Consider the following 18,217-nt stretch of genomic DNA (forward strand, 5'->3'; position numbering starts at 1 on the left):
AGGTACACACAGCTGTCCTGTTCAGTCATTGAACTGAAGGGACGGCTTTTCTTTTAGTTGTGCAGATCCCTCACTTTAATTAGACATTCAAAGAGAAACCGTTTCTTTGTATACTCATTAATTAGGTTCAACTTTATCTGCTATTGGCTTGGAGGGCGAAGCCTCCAAATCATCTCGTTTGTATATCGTTAAAGAAGCGGTCAACCGTTTGGTTGACCGCTTCTTTTCTGCTGTCTATCAAGTGAGCAAACCTGCTTACGGAACTGCTCCTACTCTTCGATGTCACCTACAAAACCTACTTTTGCTTGTTCCCTTTTCCCGATGAGATAAACCAATAAGCCATCCCTACAAACAATCCGCCGCCAAGGATGTTCCCCAGCGTGACCGGCACCATGTTGCTTATCCATCCGCCGATGGATATGGTCTCGGGATGCCCCGGTAAAATCGTCGCGAGTGTCAGAAGTGTCATATTAGCTACGCTATGCTCGTACCCTGTTGCAATGAAGGCAAACAGACACCACCATATTAAAATCAGCTTTGTTGTTTCTCCCTTGGCCCGAATTCCCATCCACAAGGCCAGACAGACAAGCCAGTTACACAAGATGCCTCTGAAGAACAGCTCCATAAACGGATCATTCATTTTCTTGGCAGCAGCCGTGAAGATGAGGTGGTCCGGCGGCAGGCCTTTGAACAGGCCGGAAGCATACACCAGATAGCTGAGCAGAATCGCTCCAGCCAGATTGCCGATAAACACGAGTACCCAGTTTTTCAGCGTATCCCCCATCGTCGTTCGTCCGGATAATGTGCTTATCGTAAAAAACATGTGATTTCCGGTAAACAGCTCTGACCCGGCGAACACCACCAACGTGAGCGCGATCCCGAATGCAGCTCCCATGGCGAGGGATTGGAAGGGTGAACCGGCAGCTGCGAGCGGCGCCCCCAGCTTAAAGATTAATACAATCCCTATGCCGACATACGCGCCGGCCAGCATAGCCGATACCATATAGCGCAGCAGATTATGATTCATCTGCTCTTTTTTACCGACGGCGGCATTGACAACGGCTTCCACATCTGTTTTAAACATGGGATACCACCCCTTGATTTCGTCTGTTTATTATGCGATTGCTGGCCTTAAACACCCACCTCAACCTTTCCGTCCACGGCGCGAATCGGGTATACACGAACCTGACCCTTATCCGGAGCCTGTACGAGCCCGGTTGAAAGCTCGATTTTCCAATCGTATAACGGATCGTAGATGTAGTGCCCGGATACGATGGCTTCCGAGAGTGGCCCACCTTTGGGATGAGGGCTTTGATTGTCCAGCGCAAACCATTGATGATCCGAAGTCCGGAAGACGGCAATCTCCCGATCTCCGAGTTGGACCACCCTTCCGAGCTGTGACAGAAAATCATGTTCATTCCCTACCGTAATAAATTTTCCGGTTTCCATAACATTCGACCTCCACTTTTCTTTTCTATCCCCATCCATACTGCGAAAAGCTCTCTATGTTCAGGCGGCAAGAGGGATGTAGATTCCTCCCTCTTTTATTTGCTGCTGACCGGTTTTGCATCCTCAAATAACGTATTGCGCAGCTTCTCGTCGTTCAGCACTTTCTTCCACGGATCCTCGACTTGCTGCAAGGCAAGCTCGATTCTCTCCACCAGTTCCTTACGCTGCTTGGTATCGTCCAGGATAACCGCTCGGATATGTTCCAGTCCCAAGCGCTCTACCCACTCCGATGTTCTCTCCAGGTACTTGCCGGTTTCACGGTAATACTGCATCAAGGCTCCGCAGATTTCGACCAGCTCTTCATCCGTTTTCACTTTGCAGAACGAATCAGCCAGACGTGCCTTCGTTCCGCCGTTGCCTCCAACGAATATTTCCCATCCACCGTCATTGCCTACGATCCCGATGTCTTTCGTGCACGACTCGGCACAGTTTCGCGGACACCCGTTGACTGCCAATTTAAATTTCGCCGGGAAATCCAGTCTTTCGAATTTCTCCTCGAGGAATGCCCCCATGCCCATCGAATCCTGCGTACCGAAACGGCAAAATTGGGAACCTACACAGGTCTTCACGGTCCGCAGCGATTTGGCATAAGCATAACCCGACGGCATATCCAGCTCTTCCCAAACACTCGGTAGATCTTCCTTCTTAACACCGATGAGGTCCAGACGCTGTCCGCCGGTAACCTTTACAACCTTCACATTATATTTAAGCGATACATCCGCGATTTTCTTTAAATCCTCCGGTGTGGTAACGCCGCCGTACATTCTTGGGACTACCGTGTACGTGCCGTCTTTCTGAATGTTGGCGTTCATTCGTTCGTTGACAAAACGGGATTCCCTCTCCTCTTGATGGGTTACCGGGTTCAGCATCGCCAGATAATAATGAATGGCCGGGCGGCATTTCGAGCAGCCTTCCGGGTTGCTGAAGTTTAGAACATGCATGACTTCTTTTGTTGTCTTGAGTCCTTTGGCACGGATTTCGGCGACAATTTCGTCCCGATCAAGGGTTGTGCATGGGCATATGCCTTGTTTGCCTGCCGCCTTAAAGCCATCGCCCAATACGCTCTGGAGTATTTGCTCCACGACAGGTTTACAGCCGCCGCACGAGCGGGTAGCTCCTGTACAAGCTTTGATCTCATCCACAGTCGTATGACCTTCGAGAGTAATAGCATCCACAATGGCTTTTTTGGTTACGCCGTTGCAGCCGCATACGATTTCATCATCGGGCATCTTCTCCAGTGAAAATGCCTTGCCGTTTCCTGTTCCTGCGCTGTCCGTACCCATGATCGAATCGTAAATTTCATCTGTCATGGCTGTCTTTTTCCGAATCATGGATTGAAGGCTTGCCGAATCGCTCACATCTCCGAACAATATCGCCCCAACGATGATATTGTCGCGAATTAATATTTTCTTATAGGTCTTGCGCCAATCATCTTTAGCGGTGATCACCGAGTGCTCGGCTTGCTCCATGAACTCGCCTGCAGAGAAGACATCCACACCGCTGATTTTCAGCTTCGTCGATACAATGCTTCCCTCGTAAGGCTTGCCTTCCACGCCGCATAGATGCTTCGCCAGTACCTGTCCCTGTTCGAACAATGGTGCAACCAGACCGTAGCACGCGCCCCGATGCTCGCAGCATTCGCCAACCGCATACACATCCAGCCAGGAAGTCTGAAGATAATCATTGACGACGATTCCCCGGTTCACTTCGATCCCGCTCGCTTTAGCGATCTCGGTGTTCGCTCTGATGCCCACTGCCATGACCACCAGGTCGGCATCAAGCTCATCCCCATCCTTGAACCGGAGTCCCGTGACTCTGGTATCTCCCAATATTTCGGTTGTTTGTTTACCTAATAAGAAGTTGATGCCCTGCTGTTCAAGCTCCCTTTTCAGCATGCCGGATGCCATCGAATCCAACTGGCTCTCCATCAAATCCTGCATAAGATGAACCACCGTCACCTCCATGCCCAGACTGACCAATCCCTTGGCAGCTTCCAGACCCAGAAGTCCCCCGCCAATGACAGCCGCTTTCTTGTACGCCTTAGCGGCTTGAAGCATCTGCGTGCAATCGGCAATGTTTCGGAAACCGATAACGCCTTCTTTGTCACTGCCCGGTACGGGTAAAATAAAGGGCTTCGAGCCCGTTGCTATCATGACTTTGTCATAAGGCACCGTCAATCCGTTATCGGCGGTCACGACCTTGCGTTCCCTATCGATGGCAGTTACAGTGGCATCCGTGTGCAGAGTGATGTGGTTATCCTCGTACCATTTCCAATCATTCAATACAATGTCATCCAAGGTTTTGCTGCCTTCCAACACATACGACAGCATGATGCGGTTATAATTCGGATGAGGCTCCTGTCCAATGACGGTGATGTCAAAATTTCCACCCAATTTAATGATTTGCTCGACCGTACTAATCCCGGCAATACCGTTGCCAATGACAACTAACTTTTCTCTCTTTATATTGGACATCGATTGATTCCTCCCCAACACATTTATCTAGATCGTGGTATTCCGTTGCTTTCACATAAATTATATCGTCTGACGGCATTAATTTTTGTGATATATTTCACATAAATCGTTAAAATTTAAAATAAAAATGCCAAATAACCCTGTCCGCATCGGAACAAGGTTATGATGAGGCATGCTCTATATAATATCGGCTTCCATATAGGCTCGTTCGCCGCTAGGAACCTTCAAATAAGGACGAATCCCGGCAAATCCCTTCGCGTCCAGGTTCACCCCGGTCATCCAGTTCCCCTCTAATAAACCTCGATCCGATTGCATAATGACGGCAGGTGCCTGGATATGCTCCTGATACAGAACGATGTCCGCTTGAATAGTCTTAAAGGCTTTTCCTTGTTCCACCAACGGTACGGCGCTGATATACGTAGGCACAAAATAATTTGCGATCACATCCAGCTCCTCCCCGTCAAAAAACGGCTCACTGCCAAGGAAAGGATGCAGCATTACGATTTTCTCATAGAGTGACCAGATGATCATCTGCAGAAATCTTCCCGTGCGTCCTATATTCTGCCCGGTGGACGCATGAAATCGATCGGTTTCATAACCAATGAACTTCCATCCGCCGGGGGCTTTGACCCATTTCTGAAACATATCAACAGCATCGGCACCGCTATGGCTAACGGATTCTGCAGATTCCGGGCTTGTTCCAGACGCAGCTAACCACAAGGAATCCGGCACATACTGGCTCAGCATCCGCTTGGTCTTCTCAAAAATATGAAGCACTTTTAATGAAGCGTTTTCAAGTTCTGAGATGTCCTCTTGTCCATAATGGAAACGGGAGATATACGTTCGCTTGGTCATAGGCTCGCCTCCTTGATATGCCGCTCTCGGTATTTACATCATATAGCAGCTGCCTCCGCTTGGTGCATGTCCACCTATTCTTGCCGTAAAGAAACAGGAATCATACTTCCATTTAGAAAAAAAACCCTGAAATGAGGATGTCTCATGCCAGGGTTTAATCATCAAGGGGAGTCTTAAGATGACTCATCTTTCGACCCATTGTTCTGCCCAGGATGCAATTTGCTCCATTACCGGACGTAATGCTTTGCCTTTTTCAGTCAGTTCATATTCAATACGTACCGGTGTTTCCGGATAGACATGACGAATCAAAATGCCTTCGCATTCCAAATCCTTCATCCGCTCGGAGAGCATCTTATCGCTCATGGACGGAATCAAATTCGAAATATCCTTAAAGCGCTTAGGCCCGCTCATCAACGTTTGAATAATCAAACCGTTCCACCGTTTGCCCAGAAAAGAAAATGCAGATTCAAAACGGGGACACATCGTAACATTTGTAACTTCCATATCCCTTCACCTCTTTACGAAGTCACCTTGTTTATAGAAATTCATAAGCTTAACTAAAAACCTAGAAAACTTACGAATTGTAAGTATGTTTCATTTTAGCACATTTCCGAGAAACTGAAAACCACCTAGCCCCTTTTTCCCATAAAATCAGCGCTTATCCCATAATATACGAGCCAAAATATCCAAATCTTTCTCGATCCAAGTGGATAATTTCCTATTATACAGTACCGCCGCTGGATGGAATAGAGGGAATATCTTATAGGTTTCCGCCGAGAACATGTAGCCCCTATCTGGATTCTCCGGATCGGTTGCTTGCTGGACCGGCCCCTCCATCAGTTTGCCGTGCAGCGATGTCACCGTTTCATGGCTTCCGATTAACCGGTGCAGCGCCGTATTTCCCATGGGTGCGATAATGTGCGGGCGAACCCATCGAATCTCTTCATCAAGCAAAGGTGCATGGGCCAATATTTCCGCCTTTGTCGGTGTGCGATTGGAACGGCTGATGACACTCTCGCCCGTGGACCTCACGATTACCTTTTCCTTATAAGGCCTGCTTCTCATGGCACTGGTAATATACACTTGCTCCCGGGTCAGGTTCAGGCGTTCCAGGTAGGCGTTCATCTCTTGTCCGGCCTGCCCTACAAAAGGTAAGCCTTCCAGAACCTCATGGGCCCCGGGTGCTTCTCCAATAAACATAATTTTGGCGAAGCGGACTCCTCTCCCGAGCAGGAAGCCCTCAACGGGTTGATGGGCCAGCTTGGCCTGGCATATGGCGATGGTTGCGGGATCTACAGGTGCGCTTTGTACTTCACTCATGTGTACAGCCCCCCCCTTCTTGTATATCATACAATACCCCATACTTAGGTATATTCTATCCCTAGCCGGCAAAAACATTTCCGTGAACATTCATCGTTAACGATAAAACGAGCCGCTCAAGGACTACACCCTGAACGACTCGTGAACTCATTGCTTTTTAAAAAATGCTGCTCATAGCTTAGACTAAAACGGGAAGCGCACGAACCGGCTGGCTGTTACCGAAGGTTTGCTTGCCTGCCGTGGAATAAGCCCAGTTAATCGCATTAGTGATCACTTTCAGCACTTCGGGGTTGTAGTAGGTTGGATAGGTCTCATGCCCCGGACGGAAGTAGAAAATGTTCCCATGACCGCGCTTGAACGTGCAACCGCTGCGGAATACTTCGCCGCCTTCGAAATTGCTGACAAATACCAGCTCATCTGGGGCTGGAATATCGAAGAATTCCCCGTACATTTCCTCATGCTCGATGATGATCGGACCTGTAATTCCCGCCGCGATTGGATGCGTTGGATTCACGCTCCAAATAATTTCCTGTTCCCCTGCTTCGCGCCATTTCAAATCGCAGCTCGTTCCCATTAACGCTTTGAACGGCTTGGAAAAATGTCCGGAATGAAGAACGATCAGCCCCATCCCATCCTGCACGCGCTTTACGACCTTGCTTACGATTTCGTCACTAACCTGGTCATGAGCCATATGCCCCCACCACAACAGCACATCGGTTGAATCCAGTACATCGTCCGTCAATCCATGCTCCGGCTGGTCGAGCGTTGCCGTTCTGATGACGAAATCCGGATTTTGCAGACCCTCCGCCAATGCTGTATGAATCCCTGTCGGGTAAACGCTGCGAACCTCGTCATGGATTTTCTCGTGCACGAATTCATTCCAAATGGTTACGTTAAGCATGTTGCTGTTCCCCCTAATTGCTTATTCGGCTTACTCTACGCTGTTAAACCCACCACATGTCCCCAAGCGGCTCTTCGATCAGCACTTGCTGAAGGTTTTGCACCGCTTTGGAGAAGCCTTCTTCAATGGACATCAGTCCATCTTCATGTTCAATACTTACAACATAATCATATCCAACCAAACGAAGGGCACTCATCATATCCGCCCATTCCTTCACATCATGTCCATAGCCTACGCTGCGGAACTGCCAAGCGCGATCCAGCATGTTGGCATAAGACTGCATATCGGTCAGACCGTGCTTGTTCACGTTGATCGGGTCAATGCTTGTATCCTTCGCGTGGAAGTGGTGGATTGCCCCTTCGCGGCCCAAAATTTGAATCGCTTGAACAGGATCAATCCCTTGCCACCACATATGACTCGGATCCAGGTTGGCCCCAATCACTTCGCCTGCGGCTTCACGCAAGCGGAGCAGCGTGCCCGGCGTATGAACGGAGAAGCCGCCGTGCAATTCCAAGCCAATCTTCACATTGCGGTCTGCGGCAAATTTACCCCATTCGGTCCAGTAAGGAATGACCTTGTTATCCCACTGCCAAGTCAGAATCTCTTGGTAGTCGTTAGGCCAAGGCGCAACGGGCCAGTTCGGGTATTTGGCATCCTCATGGTCGCCTGGGCAGCCGGAGAATGTGTTAACAACAGGTACTTCAAGTTTCTCGGCAAGTTCTACCGTTTTTACGTATGTGTCATGGAACTCTTTCGCGATTGCTTTTTGCGGATGAAGCGGATTGCCGTGGCAGCTCAGTGCGCTAATAATCAACCCACGGGATTCCACCGCATTTTTGAAGTTTTTCAGCGCGGTTTCATTCTCCAGCAGCTCGACCGGGTTGCAGTGCGCATTTCCCGGATAACCGCCTGTTCCGATCTCAACCGCTTTTAGCCCTTTGGATGCCACGTAGTCCAAAGCATCCTCCAATTTACGTCCGCTCAGCAATACCATAAATACGCCTAATTTCATTGTATACCTCCTGGTTTACCTTAAGTATTAGTAGTGATGGTAAGAATTAGTTATCGAAATAAACCGCTTTTCCTGTCTTCGCCGATTCATAGACCGCTTCCAGAATTTGCGTTACAACAAACGCTTGCTCCGGCTTAACCACAGGGTCCTTATCCTCAATAATGGCTTCCAGCCACATTCTGGCTTCACGGTCCGCATCATTTTCCTTGGATCCGGAATAGAACGCGACGCCGCCAGCATTCAAATCCACTTTGGTTTCATACAATCTGCTCATTTTCTCGCCGTTAATACGCAAACCGTCCTTCATGTCAGCTCCGCCTTCCGTACCAGCAAGGACGGCTTTGGCTTCGCCCGTCTCAACGACGTTAAGAGCCCAACTGGATTCCAGAATAATCGTTGCCCCGTTCTCCATCGTGATGAACCCGAATGCCGAATCCTCTACCTTGAACTCATTCGGATCCCAAGGACCGAACGCATTCGCCGCATTCTCGCGTTGACCCAGTTTATGGAACGTGGATCCAAGCACGCTCTTCGGCTTGTAGTTGTCCATCAACCACAAGGTTAAATCCAGTGCATGGGTGCCGATATCGATCAACGGACCTCCGCCTTGCTTCTCTTCGTCAAGGAATACGCCCCAGGTCGGAACCGCACGGCGGCGAACAGCCAGCGCTTTACCGTAGTAGATCTCGCCCAGCTCGCCTTCCTCGCAGACCTCTTTCAGATACATGCTATCATCCCGGAAACGGTTATTGTAACCGATGGTAAGTTTTTTTCCTGTACGCTTAGCGGCGTCCAGCATGGCTTTAGCTTCGGAAACGGTTTTCGCCATTGGTTTCTCGCACATAACATGCTTGCCTGCTTCCAAAGATGCCACCGTAATCTCGGAGTGCGAATCGTTCGGCGTACACACATGAATGACATCGATACTGCCGTCTTGCAGCAATTCTCTGAAATCCGTGTAGACTTTTGCGCCTTCAACCCCGTATTCGGCAGCCGCCTTCTGTGCGCGCTCTTCAACGATATCGCAAAAAGCTACCAATTCGGCCTGCACCTGCTTCTTCAAGCTCGGCATATGCTTGCCATTGGCAATTCCCCCGCAACCGATAATTCCGATCTTCAATGTTTTCGACATGTCCATTTCCTCCCCATAGGCATTTGATCATTTTGGAAACTCTCCAAATATTAGTGCAACGCTTTCATGCGGATCCTTGCCAAGAACTCATCATCCTGTCAGATCCGTCAGAAGCTGGTTTGCATGTCGTTCATAACCAGTGTACAAGAATATGAACCGGGCTGCCAGTTCGCTACTCCACCTTGTTTGCCTGCTGTGGGGCCGGAAGTTTGCCGTAGCGGTATGTGCTTTGCAGAACGATATGTCTGCCCTCCAGCGAAGACTGCTGGAACGACTGCATAATCTCCAGCACGTGGTATGCCAGACGGGCACTGACGCGATGGTCCTTCTGCTCATGAATCGATTGGATCATATCGTTGATACCGAGCCCCCGCTCGTTCTTCCCGCATTCAAATGCAGGGTCAAGCAGCTCCCATTCATCGGAGCCGTGCTTTCGGAGCTTCACTTCACCGTTAAAGAAGTTCGGATCCCCGAGACTCAGGCTTCCCTGCGTGCCATAGATTTCGATCCAAGGCAGATTCGATCCGCCAAAGATATCAAAACTGGTAATCATGGTTGCAATGGCACCGTTCTCAAAATCCAGCGTCCCTGCCAAATGCGTTGGGGTCTGAACCGTGATCGGTTGTCCTTGGCGCGGACCAGAGCCGATGGCGCGGTCTGGAATCTGGATCCCTGTGGATGCGCTGATCCGGTTTGCAGGACCAAGCAGCTCTACCAGAGCCGATACATAATAAGGACCCATATCCATCATTGGACCTCCACCCGACGCGTAAAAAAATTCAGGATTAGGATGCCAAGCTTCCGGTCCTGAACCCATCATAAACGCCGTTGCGGCAACAGGTCTGCCAATCAGCCCGGATTCAATAGCGGCTTTAGCCGTCTGTACGCCGGAGCCCAAAAACGTATCGGGCGCGCAGCCGACGCGAAGTCCTTTTTGATCTGCCACATTTAGCACGCGGCGAGCTTCATCAAGGGTAATCGCCAGCGGCTTTTCACTGTACACATGCTTCCCTGCTTCCAGGGAGGCGATATCCACATTGGCGTGGCTGGCCGGAATGGTCAGATTAATAATAAACTCAATGTCAGTCTGTGCAAGCATCTCCTCGGTGGTATACACGTTCGGGATGTTGAACTCTTCGGCCTTTTTCTTTGCGTTGTCCGGAATAAGGTCAGCACATGCCACGATTTCAACCCAAGGGCTGTTCTTTAAGTTCGTGAAGTATACGCCGCTGATGGTTCCGCAGCCAATTATACCTGCTTTCATTTTTTTCATCGCTGTCACTCCTTGAGCTTTTAGATGTGCTCGGACTAGTACCATGGTATTCTTTTATGCTTTCGTTTAAAATGAAGAATATGATTAAAACATGAACAATCTGGTCATTATTTTCTTATTCTTCAAAGGGGACTTTAGCAATGGATTCAAATCTTTCCAACCAAGTCGTAGCAGCGGATTTCTCATTTCATCGTAAACCTTTCAAGATGTCCCTGGCTGACGGTTTCGACACCTACTTGATGCGATGGCAGACCGACGGCAAATGCCGTGCCAAAATTGATGACAAGCTGTCACTCGTTGAGGCAGGGGATCTGTTAATCTTCACGCCAGGACAACCCTATGAACTACGAATAGATGACGAATATAACGCTTTGGGTGAGTTAACCATCGAAAGCGGAGATTACCATATTTTCTTTAAGGGGCCATGGGCTGACGCGTGGTGGAATTCTAAGAAACGCCCAACCAAAATTCGAGTTCCACTGGAAGAGCGTTACCTGAGTCTGTTTCGGCAAATTCTGCTGGAGCAGCGTCGTGTATCGGATCCTTATCCGGAAATTTCGGATTACACGGTACGGATTCTGTGCCTCGAAGTGGACCGCCTGTTATCGGAACAGCCATCGACCACGCCCAAGACGTATTTAGCCTACCGCATGAAAAATTACATTGAAGAGAATGCCTCATCGATGTTCAAGCTGGAGGATGTCGCCGCCCATGTCGGCATCAGTGTCTCCCGGGCAGTCCATCTGTTCAAAGAAGCGTTTGGCACCACTATCATGCAATACACCATGGACGTTCGCCTGAGCATGGCCAAGGAACGAATTGTGTTCAGCCCTCTCTCACTGGAGGATGTCGCCGAAACTTCCGGCTTTGCCAACTATACTTATTTTCACCGCGTTTTTCGGTCCCGATTCGGCGTTTCGCCTAAACAATTCCGCATGGCCAGCCGAACGTCAAATTGAGCCGTGCCGTCTGTACGATAAAAAAGCGGGTCGACCAAGGTTTTTCCTTGGTCGACCCGCTTCTCTCTTGAATCACATGTAAGATATGCCATGATTCCACATTTACTTCTTATCAGGGCCTAGCGTGGCCGCTGCCTCGGCTACAACGATAGCCAAGTCTTCATTACCGAATAACGACAGGACACCAAGCAGGGTCTGATCCGGTATTTCACCAGCTTCTTCCTTGGGCACCGTTAATTCCAGCACCCGTGCCAGCCGCTCATTATCCGGCTGATTCGGATATGCCTTACGGTACAGTTCCGCTGGGTCCAGTCCGTGATTCACACACCACTGGGCAAACACGAGGATCATCATATCCTCGTCCTGGCGGTACGACTCCGCAATCCGTTCTTCTACGGATTTTTCCGTAAATTCCATGTATTACCCCTCCTCATGCGAAAAGGGCTTCGGCGCTCTCTTCGTTCATGAAGACATTATACCGTTTACTTTGAGCTCAGACAAAGTCTAAACTAGTCGACCATCTTAACCTGTACCGGGTTGCTCTTCGCTTTTTGGTGATTCTTCTTCTTCATCCAAGTTCCAAGACTGATGATTATGGCGATAACGAGAATTTCAAAACCGTACTTCAGAACGCCATTGGTAAACCAGCTGTGAATCATTGGCTCTTCCACAATCATCTTTGATGCGGTCCAGGCTAACACCGCAGCACCGATCGTGATGATAATTGGAAAGCGATCCGTCAACTTCAGGATAATGGTACTGCCCCACACCATAATTGGAACCGAAATCGCAAGTCCGATAATAACCAGCATGAAGCTTTCTCCAGCAGCGCCAGCTACAGCAAGCACGTTATCCAGTCCCATCATCGCGTCCGCAATAATAATCGTACGGATTGCCGCCCACATCTGGTTGCCAGCGGAAATTTCATGCTGCTTCTCATCCACTATCAGCTTGTAGGCAATCCACAACAGAGCAAATCCACCGATCAAGCGTAAGCCAGGGATCATTAAGAGCTGTACAACGAGGAGTGTGGCCACGATACGAATGATAATCGCTCCGACGGTACCCCACAGGATGACCTTCTTCTGGTCCGCTTTCTGGACATTACGAGCGGCAAGCCCGATAACAATCGCGTTATCGCCTGCCAACACAAGGTCAATGAGGACAATCGATAGCAGCGCCGTCCAAAATTCCATCGACATCAAATCCATGCTTCTCCCATCCTTCCTTCATTTTCTTTAGATTTACCTACCGATGTCCTCCATCCAAAAAAAACGCTGTTGCCTTAGTTAATAAGGTCTACAGCGTTTTTTGGGCGCAAAAATAGACCTCCACCTCATTCATAAATAAATCAGGCAAAGGTCTCGCTAAACAACATAATCGTTGCCAATAAAGCCGGGGATGGTTAATCCCGTAATGACGACTTTACTTATGAAGCTACTCCCCTTTGGGAACTATTCGGTTGGACATATTATAACATATGAAAAATCGCTTGTATATTCAATTTTTTCCACCCTAGATACGATGCTTAGCTGTCCGAAATGTGGGCAGCATTCCTGTTTTTTTGCTATTATGGTGCTATTCTGGTTGAATTTCGCAAAGTGAGGATTCTTCATGAAGAGATGGATCATACCCGCAATTTATACAACAGCACTGACGCTGGCTTTTGCATACCGACAAGAAATCATGGACTGGTTAGGAGGAAATCCCCCACTCTACCTGATGATCCTGCTGGCAACCCTGCTTGCCTTATTTCCCATTGCACCCTACAAAGTCATCATCGCTATTCTTGGCTATGCATATGGAACCGTCTGGGCTGCTGCCATTTCGTGGTTCGGAACCACGATAGCGGCCGTCATCCTGTATGCGGCTGTACGGTCCTTGTACCAGGAGCCCGGCAGGCGACTGCTCAGTAAATATGCGGCTGTCAATAGGTTTACAGCCGTGGTCGAACGGCGCCCCTTTCAGTCGATCCTGCTCGCGCGCCTACTGCCCATCATACCGCAAATGGCCGTCAATATTTATGCAGGTGTCGCATCCATACCATTCTGGACGTACACAACCGCTTCAGCCATCGGTAAAATCCCTGCGATTCTCCTGTATGCTTGGCTAGGCAGCGGGTTTGCCGATCATCCGCTCCTCTTTGCGAGTATCGCGGGCGGACTCATGCTAGTTACCGCATTATGTCTGGCCGCTATCCGGTGGTATAAAGGGAGACAGAATTAAATGGAGCATTGTTTTGGTTTCCCTGACCAAAATGATTATAATATAGAGTAAGACTTACATTTAAAATGTTATAACGATGGAGGGATAATAGATGAATAATCGTTCAACCCCAAGTGAATTGGCTACCTTTGCGGGAGGCTGCTTCTGGTGTATGGTCTCTCCTTTTGATGAGCTGCCGGGCATTCTGAAGGTCGTTTCCGGCTATACGGGCGGCCATAAGGAAAATCCGACCTATGAAGAGGTATGCTCTGATACAACGGGTCATTACGAGGCCGTTCAAATCACATATAACCCGGAAGTGTTCCCTTATGAAAAGCTGCTTGAGCTCTTCTGGCAGCAAATCGATCCTACGGATGAGGGCGGACAATTCCATGATCGGGGGACATCTTACCGGACCGCTATTTTTTACCATACGGAGGAGCAGCGCAAGCTTGCCGAACAATCCAAAGAAGAGGTAGCTGCCAGCGGACGATTCGACGGGCCGATCGTAACGCCCATCATACCAGCCAGCACTTTCTATGAAGCTGAAGAATACCATCAGGATTATCACAAGAAAAATCCGAGCCATTACAAACGCTATCGCAAAGGCTCGGGACGCGAGGATTTCATTGAGCAGCATTGGTCGGATTCGGTAGACCCCGCCGAGCTTAAACAGCGCCTGACACCGATCCAATATGAAGTAACACAGAATAACGCAACCGAACCTCCGTTCCACAATGAGTTCTGGGACCATCACGGAGAAGGCATTTACGTGGACATCGTATCCGGCGAGCCGCTCTTTAGCTCTACGGACAAATATGATGCCGGCTGCGGATGGCCGAGCTTCACCCGTCCGATTCGCGAACACAACATCAAGGAAAAAATGGATCTCACCCATATGATGGTCCGTACCGAGGTAAGAAGCAAAAATGGAGACTCACACCTCGGCCATGTATTTGACGACGGACCTGGACCGAACGGACTTCGTTACTGCATCAATTCCGCGGCACTGCGGTTTGTTCCGAAGGAAGAGATGCAAAAGGAAGGTTATGGCGAGTATTTGCAGTTGTTTGAATAAATCGAAGTATCCCAAGTACATTGTCCTTCAGGGGCAATGTACTTTTTTTGTGCCATTGAACCCGCTTATTCAATTTGGTTACACGGGGTAATATACACTACATACGAATAAACTTGAACTGGAGGGATCGCAATATGCCTTGGAACAAACATGATTATCCGCCATCCATGAAAAATCTGGAGCCGCGGGTGAGGAACAAAGCTGTGGAAATTGCCAATGCCCTGCTGGAGGAAGACTACGACGAAGGACGTGCCATCGCTATCGCCACCGCCAAGGCACAGGAATGGGACGAGAATCATCCCAAAGACGAGGAGTAACCCTAACATCATAGATATACGAAAGAAGCTCACCCTGCATGCGGGTGAGCTTCTCTTAGTTGGACCGTATTATGAACGGCCGCTAACGGTTGGCTGCGCTGTCTTCGGAGTAACCGAAGTGCTTGGGGTACGGACCGCCTTCCGAATCGGTTTCTTTTCCGTTTTCTCGGTACCGTACGTCACGGTGATGGTGATCACTTGTCCGGCAATCGATACGGCTAATATAGTGTATAAGGTTTCAACCAATGGCATGTAGAATAGCGATAATAGCAGAACTACGGCATCCATCAGGAAAAACACCGTCCCTACCTTAAGCCCGCTCCACTCGCTGAACAGCACGGAGATCACGTCGTCACCGCCTGTCGCCCCGCCATAGCGGAGCACGATACCTGCGCCAAAGCCCGTCAATAAACCGGACAGCAGCGCGGCTGCCAGCAAGTTATGATTCAGATCGATCACAAGCGTGGAATACCGCTCGATCAATGCGTAGAACAACGTGAACATGCTCGCCGCAACAACGGTATTGACAATGAACTTCCGACCTTTGATAAACAAGGCAATCAGCAGAACCGGTATGTCCATGAGGACCATACTTAATGCGGGCGGAATATCAAGCGCATATTTGCCAAGCAGCGCAAGGCCGACAAAGCCGCCTTCGGTTAAATGATTATGAAAATTAATGTGATAATACGTAAAAGCCATTAAAAACGTTCCGAACAACATCGCCGACATCGTGATAATTGTGTTTTGTCTTTTCCTCATACAGGATCCCTCTTGTCGTAGTAAATTGGTCAGACATAGGCCAATCTCTACATAGAGGCAACCTGGAGGAGTTCATCCTTCGAACCATAGTTCCCATCCTTTCGTGAGAGACCGTCCTTGTCTTCAGACGTCCGACTTCGCTCTACGAAGGAAGCTATGTGTATGAGAGATCATAACGTTTCCAAATCGTCCTTTGGGGATTCGTCCTTCGGGGACACATGGTATCCTGATCCTTTCTCGTTTTAATTAGACTGCTAATATTATTATAACACAGTTGGCATACAAGCTAAACAGCTGGCTAGAATGAACTGGAATATATATATGGAATATGTAAAAAAACTCGCTTTCAGAACTCTACTCCATAAAAATATCGCTGTTCTGTTCACATATTCGCTAAATCCGATGTGACCAAAATCACAAGTACCCTTTCTTCCCTTGTCTATACTTAAATTGAACACGAATTCGACTTATGAATCAGGGGGAGTCCACATGTTAAGCCAGCATACGATTGAAGTCGTTAAATCGACCGTTCCTGTTCTTGAAACTCATGGAACGGCAATCACGACTGCATTTTACCAAAAATTATTTCATCATCATCCGGAGCTTCTTAACATATTCAACCATGCGAATCAACGAGAAGGAAAACAACCCTTTGCCCTTGCCAATGCCGTGTACGCCGCCGCAGCCCATATCGACCGTCTTGAAGCGATCGTGCCGGTTGTTAAGCAGATCGGACACAAGCACCGGGCATTAAACATTTTGCCCGAGCATTATCCAATCGTCGGCGAAACACTGCTCGCCGCCATGAAAGAAGTGCTGGGAGATGCCGCAACACCCGAAATTATCGAGGCCTGGGACGAAGCTTACGGCGCCATTGCCGATGTCTTCATCGGCATTGAAGCAGATATGTACCAACAAGCCGCGAACGAGACCGGCGGTTGGAGCGGATACCGCAATTTCGTGATTGACCGGAAGGTGGAAGAAAGCTCTGTCATCACTTCCTTTTACCTGGTCCCACAGGATGGCGGTGAGATTTCCGCTTATGAACCCGGTCAGTACATTACGCTCCGGGTAAAACCTGAAGGTGAAACCTATTATCATAATCGTCATTACAGTCTCTCGTCCGCACCGGGTCAGCCTTACTACAGAATAACGGTCAAGCGTGAGGATGAGTTAGAAGGAAAACCTGCCGGCATCGTCTCCACTTGGCTGCACCGTCAGGCTGAGGTTGGGACCGTTCTCGAGGTCACGGCTCCGGCCGGTACATTTACCCTGGATACGGACAGTGATCTTCCGCTTGCCTTGATCAGCGGCGGTGTCGGTTTGACCCCGATGGTGGCTATGCTGGAAACCGTGCTGCTGAATCAACCCGGCCGGAAAGTAACCTTTATCCATGCGGCCAAGTGCGGTAGTCAGCATGCAATGAAGTCTCATATCGATGCACTCGCCTCCAAGCATCCGCAGCTAACCTCTTACGTCATTTATGAACAGCCGGAATCGGAGGATCAGTGCCACCAAGCAGGCTATATTGATCTTGATTTCCTTCGCAAAACCGTCGATGCGAAAGCCGACTTCTACTTCTGCGGTCCGGTTCCGTTCATGCGTGCCGTTAACAGTCAACTGAAATCCATGGAGGTACCTTCCGACCGGATTCATTATGAATTCTTTGGCCCGGCAGGTACATTGGAAGATTAATTAACCATATTAAAGAATCGAACCTAATCAAAGGGTGCCTGTCTTGCATAAAGACAGGCACCCTTTTTGGATTGAACATGTTTGCTGTTAACAATTATTCTGCGAAGAGGTGAACCTTTTGCTAATTCTGGTCGTGAGCATTTTATAAACCTATGTATCCTGGCGTGCATATCGTCCACAAATTTCGGGCTATAGGGCTATATGTGCTTGCCCTGTTCCCGCAGCAGCCGGTTTACCGTTTCTCTTCTCACGCCGATCAGCTGTCCGATCTCTTCCTGAGTCAGATACTCGGTCAAGTGTATTCCCTGTGAATACTCATCCAGCCACTGGATCAGCAGTTCAAGCCGCTCCGCAGGTCCTCCTACCGTCAAGTGATCCAGCCTCATCTGCATGAACCGCACCTTTTCCTGCAGCAATCTGGCGACCTCGAGCGGTTTCTGCGGATCCTCCTCGAGCTGGCGGTACCAAGCTTCAGCCGATATGAGCTCCACTTCGCTCTGGATCAGAGCGATCGCCGTTCCATGTGTCTCCTTCGGGCTGATCAACGAATGATGCGGCACCGTTTCACCAGGATATAAAATATTGAAGAGCACCATATTGCCGTTCGGATGGAGACGGGTCACCTTGAACAATCCGCTCCGGATGTGATATAGATGGTCCCCGCTATCTCCTTGCCTGAACAATATTTCGCCTTTATGAAGAATCATTAATGAATCGCCTCCTGA

General features: G+C 49.1%; 19 protein-coding genes. 5 read left to right on the forward strand and 14 right to left on the reverse strand.

The window, feature by feature from the left end:
* Positions 1-295: 295 nt before the first annotated feature.
* The 10 genes from J7E85_RS06465 to J7E85_RS06510 all read right to left on the reverse strand — a co-directional run bounded on the left by J7E85_RS06465 (position 296) and on the right by J7E85_RS06510 (position 10,476).
* On the reverse strand, positions 296-1,084 hold the full coding sequence (locus J7E85_RS06465; protein ID WP_215156096.1) for a formate/nitrite transporter family protein: 789 nt from the start codon (positions 1,082-1,084) through the stop codon (positions 296-298).
* A gap of 47 nt (positions 1,085-1,131) precedes the next feature.
* A complete protein-coding gene (nirD, locus tag J7E85_RS06470; protein ID WP_076320844.1) occupies positions 1,132-1,449 on the reverse strand; it encodes a nitrite reductase small subunit NirD in 318 nt (105 codons plus the stop codon).
* A 95-nt stretch (positions 1,450-1,544) separates the two neighbouring features.
* On the reverse strand, positions 1,545-3,983 hold the full coding sequence (gene nirB / locus J7E85_RS06475; protein ID WP_251035503.1) for a nitrite reductase large subunit NirB: 2,439 nt from the start codon (positions 3,981-3,983) through the stop codon (positions 1,545-1,547).
* Positions 3,984-4,160: 177 nt separating this feature from the next.
* Complete coding sequence (locus J7E85_RS06480) at positions 4,161-4,838, reverse strand: hypothetical protein (RefSeq protein ID WP_215156098.1); 678 nt, start codon at positions 4,836-4,838, stop codon at positions 4,161-4,163.
* 183 nt (positions 4,839-5,021) lie between these two features.
* Positions 5,022-5,342, reverse strand: a complete 321-nt coding sequence (locus tag J7E85_RS06485; protein ID WP_071223811.1) for a winged helix-turn-helix transcriptional regulator — start codon at positions 5,340-5,342, stop codon at positions 5,022-5,024.
* A 147-nt stretch (positions 5,343-5,489) separates the two neighbouring features.
* The gene (locus tag J7E85_RS06490) at positions 5,490-6,158 is read right to left on the reverse strand and encodes a uracil-DNA glycosylase (RefSeq protein WP_213645198.1); all 669 of its coding nucleotides are present in this window, start codon (positions 6,156-6,158) and stop codon (positions 5,490-5,492) included.
* 178 nt (positions 6,159-6,336) lie between these two features.
* A complete protein-coding gene (locus tag J7E85_RS06495) occupies positions 6,337-7,059 on the reverse strand; it encodes a ThuA domain-containing protein (RefSeq protein ID WP_076320839.1) in 723 nt (240 codons plus the stop codon).
* Between the two features lie 43 nt (positions 7,060-7,102).
* A complete protein-coding gene (locus J7E85_RS06500) occupies positions 7,103-8,071 on the reverse strand; it encodes a sugar phosphate isomerase/epimerase family protein (RefSeq protein WP_076320838.1) in 969 nt (322 codons plus the stop codon).
* A 46-nt stretch (positions 8,072-8,117) separates the two neighbouring features.
* Positions 8,118-9,203, reverse strand: a complete 1,086-nt coding sequence (locus J7E85_RS06505) for a Gfo/Idh/MocA family protein (RefSeq protein WP_215156100.1) — start codon at positions 9,201-9,203, stop codon at positions 8,118-8,120.
* A gap of 172 nt (positions 9,204-9,375) precedes the next feature.
* Positions 9,376-10,476, reverse strand: coding sequence for a Gfo/Idh/MocA family protein (locus J7E85_RS06510; RefSeq protein WP_215156102.1), 1,101 nt, complete (start codon positions 10,474-10,476; stop codon positions 9,376-9,378).
* 140 nt (positions 10,477-10,616) lie between these two features.
* Between J7E85_RS06510 and J7E85_RS06515 the strand changes: the two genes are divergently transcribed.
* Positions 10,617-11,435: an AraC family transcriptional regulator gene (locus tag J7E85_RS06515; RefSeq protein ID WP_098742920.1), complete on the forward strand. Its 819-nt coding sequence runs from the start codon at positions 10,617-10,619 to the stop codon at positions 11,433-11,435.
* 102 nt (positions 11,436-11,537) lie between these two features.
* On the opposite strand, the gene J7E85_RS06520 is transcribed toward J7E85_RS06515, so the two are convergent.
* Both J7E85_RS06520 and J7E85_RS06525 read right to left on the reverse strand, forming a co-directional pair.
* Entirely contained in the window at positions 11,538-11,852 is a 315-nt protein-coding gene (locus tag J7E85_RS06520; protein WP_076320834.1) for a hypothetical protein, read from the reverse strand.
* A 92-nt stretch (positions 11,853-11,944) separates the two neighbouring features.
* Entirely contained in the window at positions 11,945-12,646 is a 702-nt protein-coding gene (locus tag J7E85_RS06525; RefSeq protein WP_215156104.1) for a TerC family protein, read from the reverse strand.
* 403 nt (positions 12,647-13,049) lie between these two features.
* Between J7E85_RS06525 and J7E85_RS06530 the strand changes: the two genes are divergently transcribed.
* The 3 genes from J7E85_RS06530 (at position 13,050) to J7E85_RS06540 (ending at position 15,035) form a co-directional block, all read left to right on the forward strand.
* Complete coding sequence (locus J7E85_RS06530; protein WP_076320832.1) at positions 13,050-13,661, forward strand: TVP38/TMEM64 family protein; 612 nt, start codon at positions 13,050-13,052, stop codon at positions 13,659-13,661.
* 91 nt (positions 13,662-13,752) lie between these two features.
* The gene (gene msrA / locus J7E85_RS06535) at positions 13,753-14,718 is read left to right on the forward strand and encodes a peptide-methionine (S)-S-oxide reductase MsrA (protein WP_215156106.1); all 966 of its coding nucleotides are present in this window, start codon (positions 13,753-13,755) and stop codon (positions 14,716-14,718) included.
* A gap of 134 nt (positions 14,719-14,852) precedes the next feature.
* The gene (locus J7E85_RS06540) at positions 14,853-15,035 is read left to right on the forward strand and encodes a DUF2188 domain-containing protein (protein WP_076320830.1); all 183 of its coding nucleotides are present in this window, start codon (positions 14,853-14,855) and stop codon (positions 15,033-15,035) included.
* A gap of 69 nt (positions 15,036-15,104) precedes the next feature.
* On the opposite strand, the gene J7E85_RS06545 is transcribed toward J7E85_RS06540, so the two are convergent.
* Positions 15,105-15,797 (reverse strand): YitT family protein, encoded by a 693-nt coding sequence (locus J7E85_RS06545; RefSeq protein WP_215156108.1) that lies wholly within the window; start codon positions 15,795-15,797, stop codon positions 15,105-15,107.
* Positions 15,798-16,286: 489 nt separating this feature from the next.
* Here J7E85_RS06545 and hmpA point away from each other — a divergent pair, with 489 nt between their 5' ends.
* Positions 16,287-17,492, forward strand: coding sequence for an NO-inducible flavohemoprotein (gene hmpA / locus J7E85_RS06550; protein WP_215156110.1), 1,206 nt, complete (start codon positions 16,287-16,289; stop codon positions 17,490-17,492).
* 197 nt (positions 17,493-17,689) lie between these two features.
* Here hmpA and J7E85_RS06555 read toward each other — a convergent pair whose 3' ends face one another.
* A complete protein-coding gene (locus J7E85_RS06555) occupies positions 17,690-18,199 on the reverse strand; it encodes a Crp/Fnr family transcriptional regulator (RefSeq protein WP_076320827.1) in 510 nt (169 codons plus the stop codon).
* Positions 18,200-18,217 lie beyond the last annotated feature (18 nt).

It is taken from the genome of Paenibacillus sp. ISL-20, assembly GCF_018613005.1.
In the GTDB taxonomy this organism is placed as follows: domain Bacteria; phylum Bacillota; class Bacilli; order Paenibacillales; family Paenibacillaceae; genus Paenibacillus_AQ.

Bases quoted from the DNA above. Each gene is read 5' to 3' on its own strand.
- J7E85_RS06465 (WP_215156096.1), bottom strand. From the start codon at position 1,084: ATGTTTAAAACAGATGTGGAAGCCGTTGTCAATGCCGCCGTCGGTAAA.
- nirD (WP_076320844.1), bottom strand. From the start codon at position 1,449: ATGGAAACCGGAAAATTTATTACGGTAGGGAATGAACATGATTTTCTG.
- nirB (WP_251035503.1), bottom strand. From the start codon at position 3,983: ATGTCCAATATAAAGAGAGAAAAGTTAGTTGTCATTGGCAACGGTATT.
- J7E85_RS06480 (WP_215156098.1), bottom strand. From the start codon at position 4,838: ATGACCAAGCGAACGTATATCTCCCGTTTCCATTATGGACAAGAGGAC.
- J7E85_RS06485 (WP_071223811.1), bottom strand. From the start codon at position 5,342: ATGGAAGTTACAAATGTTACGATGTGTCCCCGTTTTGAATCTGCATTT.
- J7E85_RS06490 (WP_213645198.1), bottom strand. From the start codon at position 6,158: ATGAGTGAAGTACAAAGCGCACCTGTAGATCCCGCAACCATCGCCATA.
- J7E85_RS06495 (WP_076320839.1), bottom strand. From the start codon at position 7,059: ATGCTTAACGTAACCATTTGGAATGAATTCGTGCACGAGAAAATCCAT.
- J7E85_RS06500 (WP_076320838.1), bottom strand. From the start codon at position 8,071: ATGAAATTAGGCGTATTTATGGTATTGCTGAGCGGACGTAAATTGGAG.
- J7E85_RS06505 (WP_215156100.1), bottom strand. From the start codon at position 9,203: ATGTCGAAAACATTGAAGATCGGAATTATCGGTTGCGGGGGAATTGCC.
- J7E85_RS06510 (WP_215156102.1), bottom strand. From the start codon at position 10,476: ATGAAAAAAATGAAAGCAGGTATAATTGGCTGCGGAACCATCAGCGGC.
- J7E85_RS06515 (WP_098742920.1), top strand. From the start codon at position 10,617: ATGGATTCAAATCTTTCCAACCAAGTCGTAGCAGCGGATTTCTCATTT.
- J7E85_RS06520 (WP_076320834.1), bottom strand. From the start codon at position 11,852: ATGGAATTTACGGAAAAATCCGTAGAAGAACGGATTGCGGAGTCGTAC.
- J7E85_RS06525 (WP_215156104.1), bottom strand. From the start codon at position 12,646: ATGGATTTGATGTCGATGGAATTTTGGACGGCGCTGCTATCGATTGTC.
- J7E85_RS06530 (WP_076320832.1), top strand. From the start codon at position 13,050: ATGAAGAGATGGATCATACCCGCAATTTATACAACAGCACTGACGCTG.
- msrA (WP_215156106.1), top strand. From the start codon at position 13,753: ATGAATAATCGTTCAACCCCAAGTGAATTGGCTACCTTTGCGGGAGGC.
- J7E85_RS06540 (WP_076320830.1), top strand. From the start codon at position 14,853: ATGCCTTGGAACAAACATGATTATCCGCCATCCATGAAAAATCTGGAG.
- J7E85_RS06545 (WP_215156108.1), bottom strand. From the start codon at position 15,797: ATGAGGAAAAGACAAAACACAATTATCACGATGTCGGCGATGTTGTTC.
- hmpA (WP_215156110.1), top strand. From the start codon at position 16,287: ATGTTAAGCCAGCATACGATTGAAGTCGTTAAATCGACCGTTCCTGTT.
- J7E85_RS06555 (WP_076320827.1), bottom strand. From the start codon at position 18,199: ATGATTCTTCATAAAGGCGAAATATTGTTCAGGCAAGGAGATAGCGGG.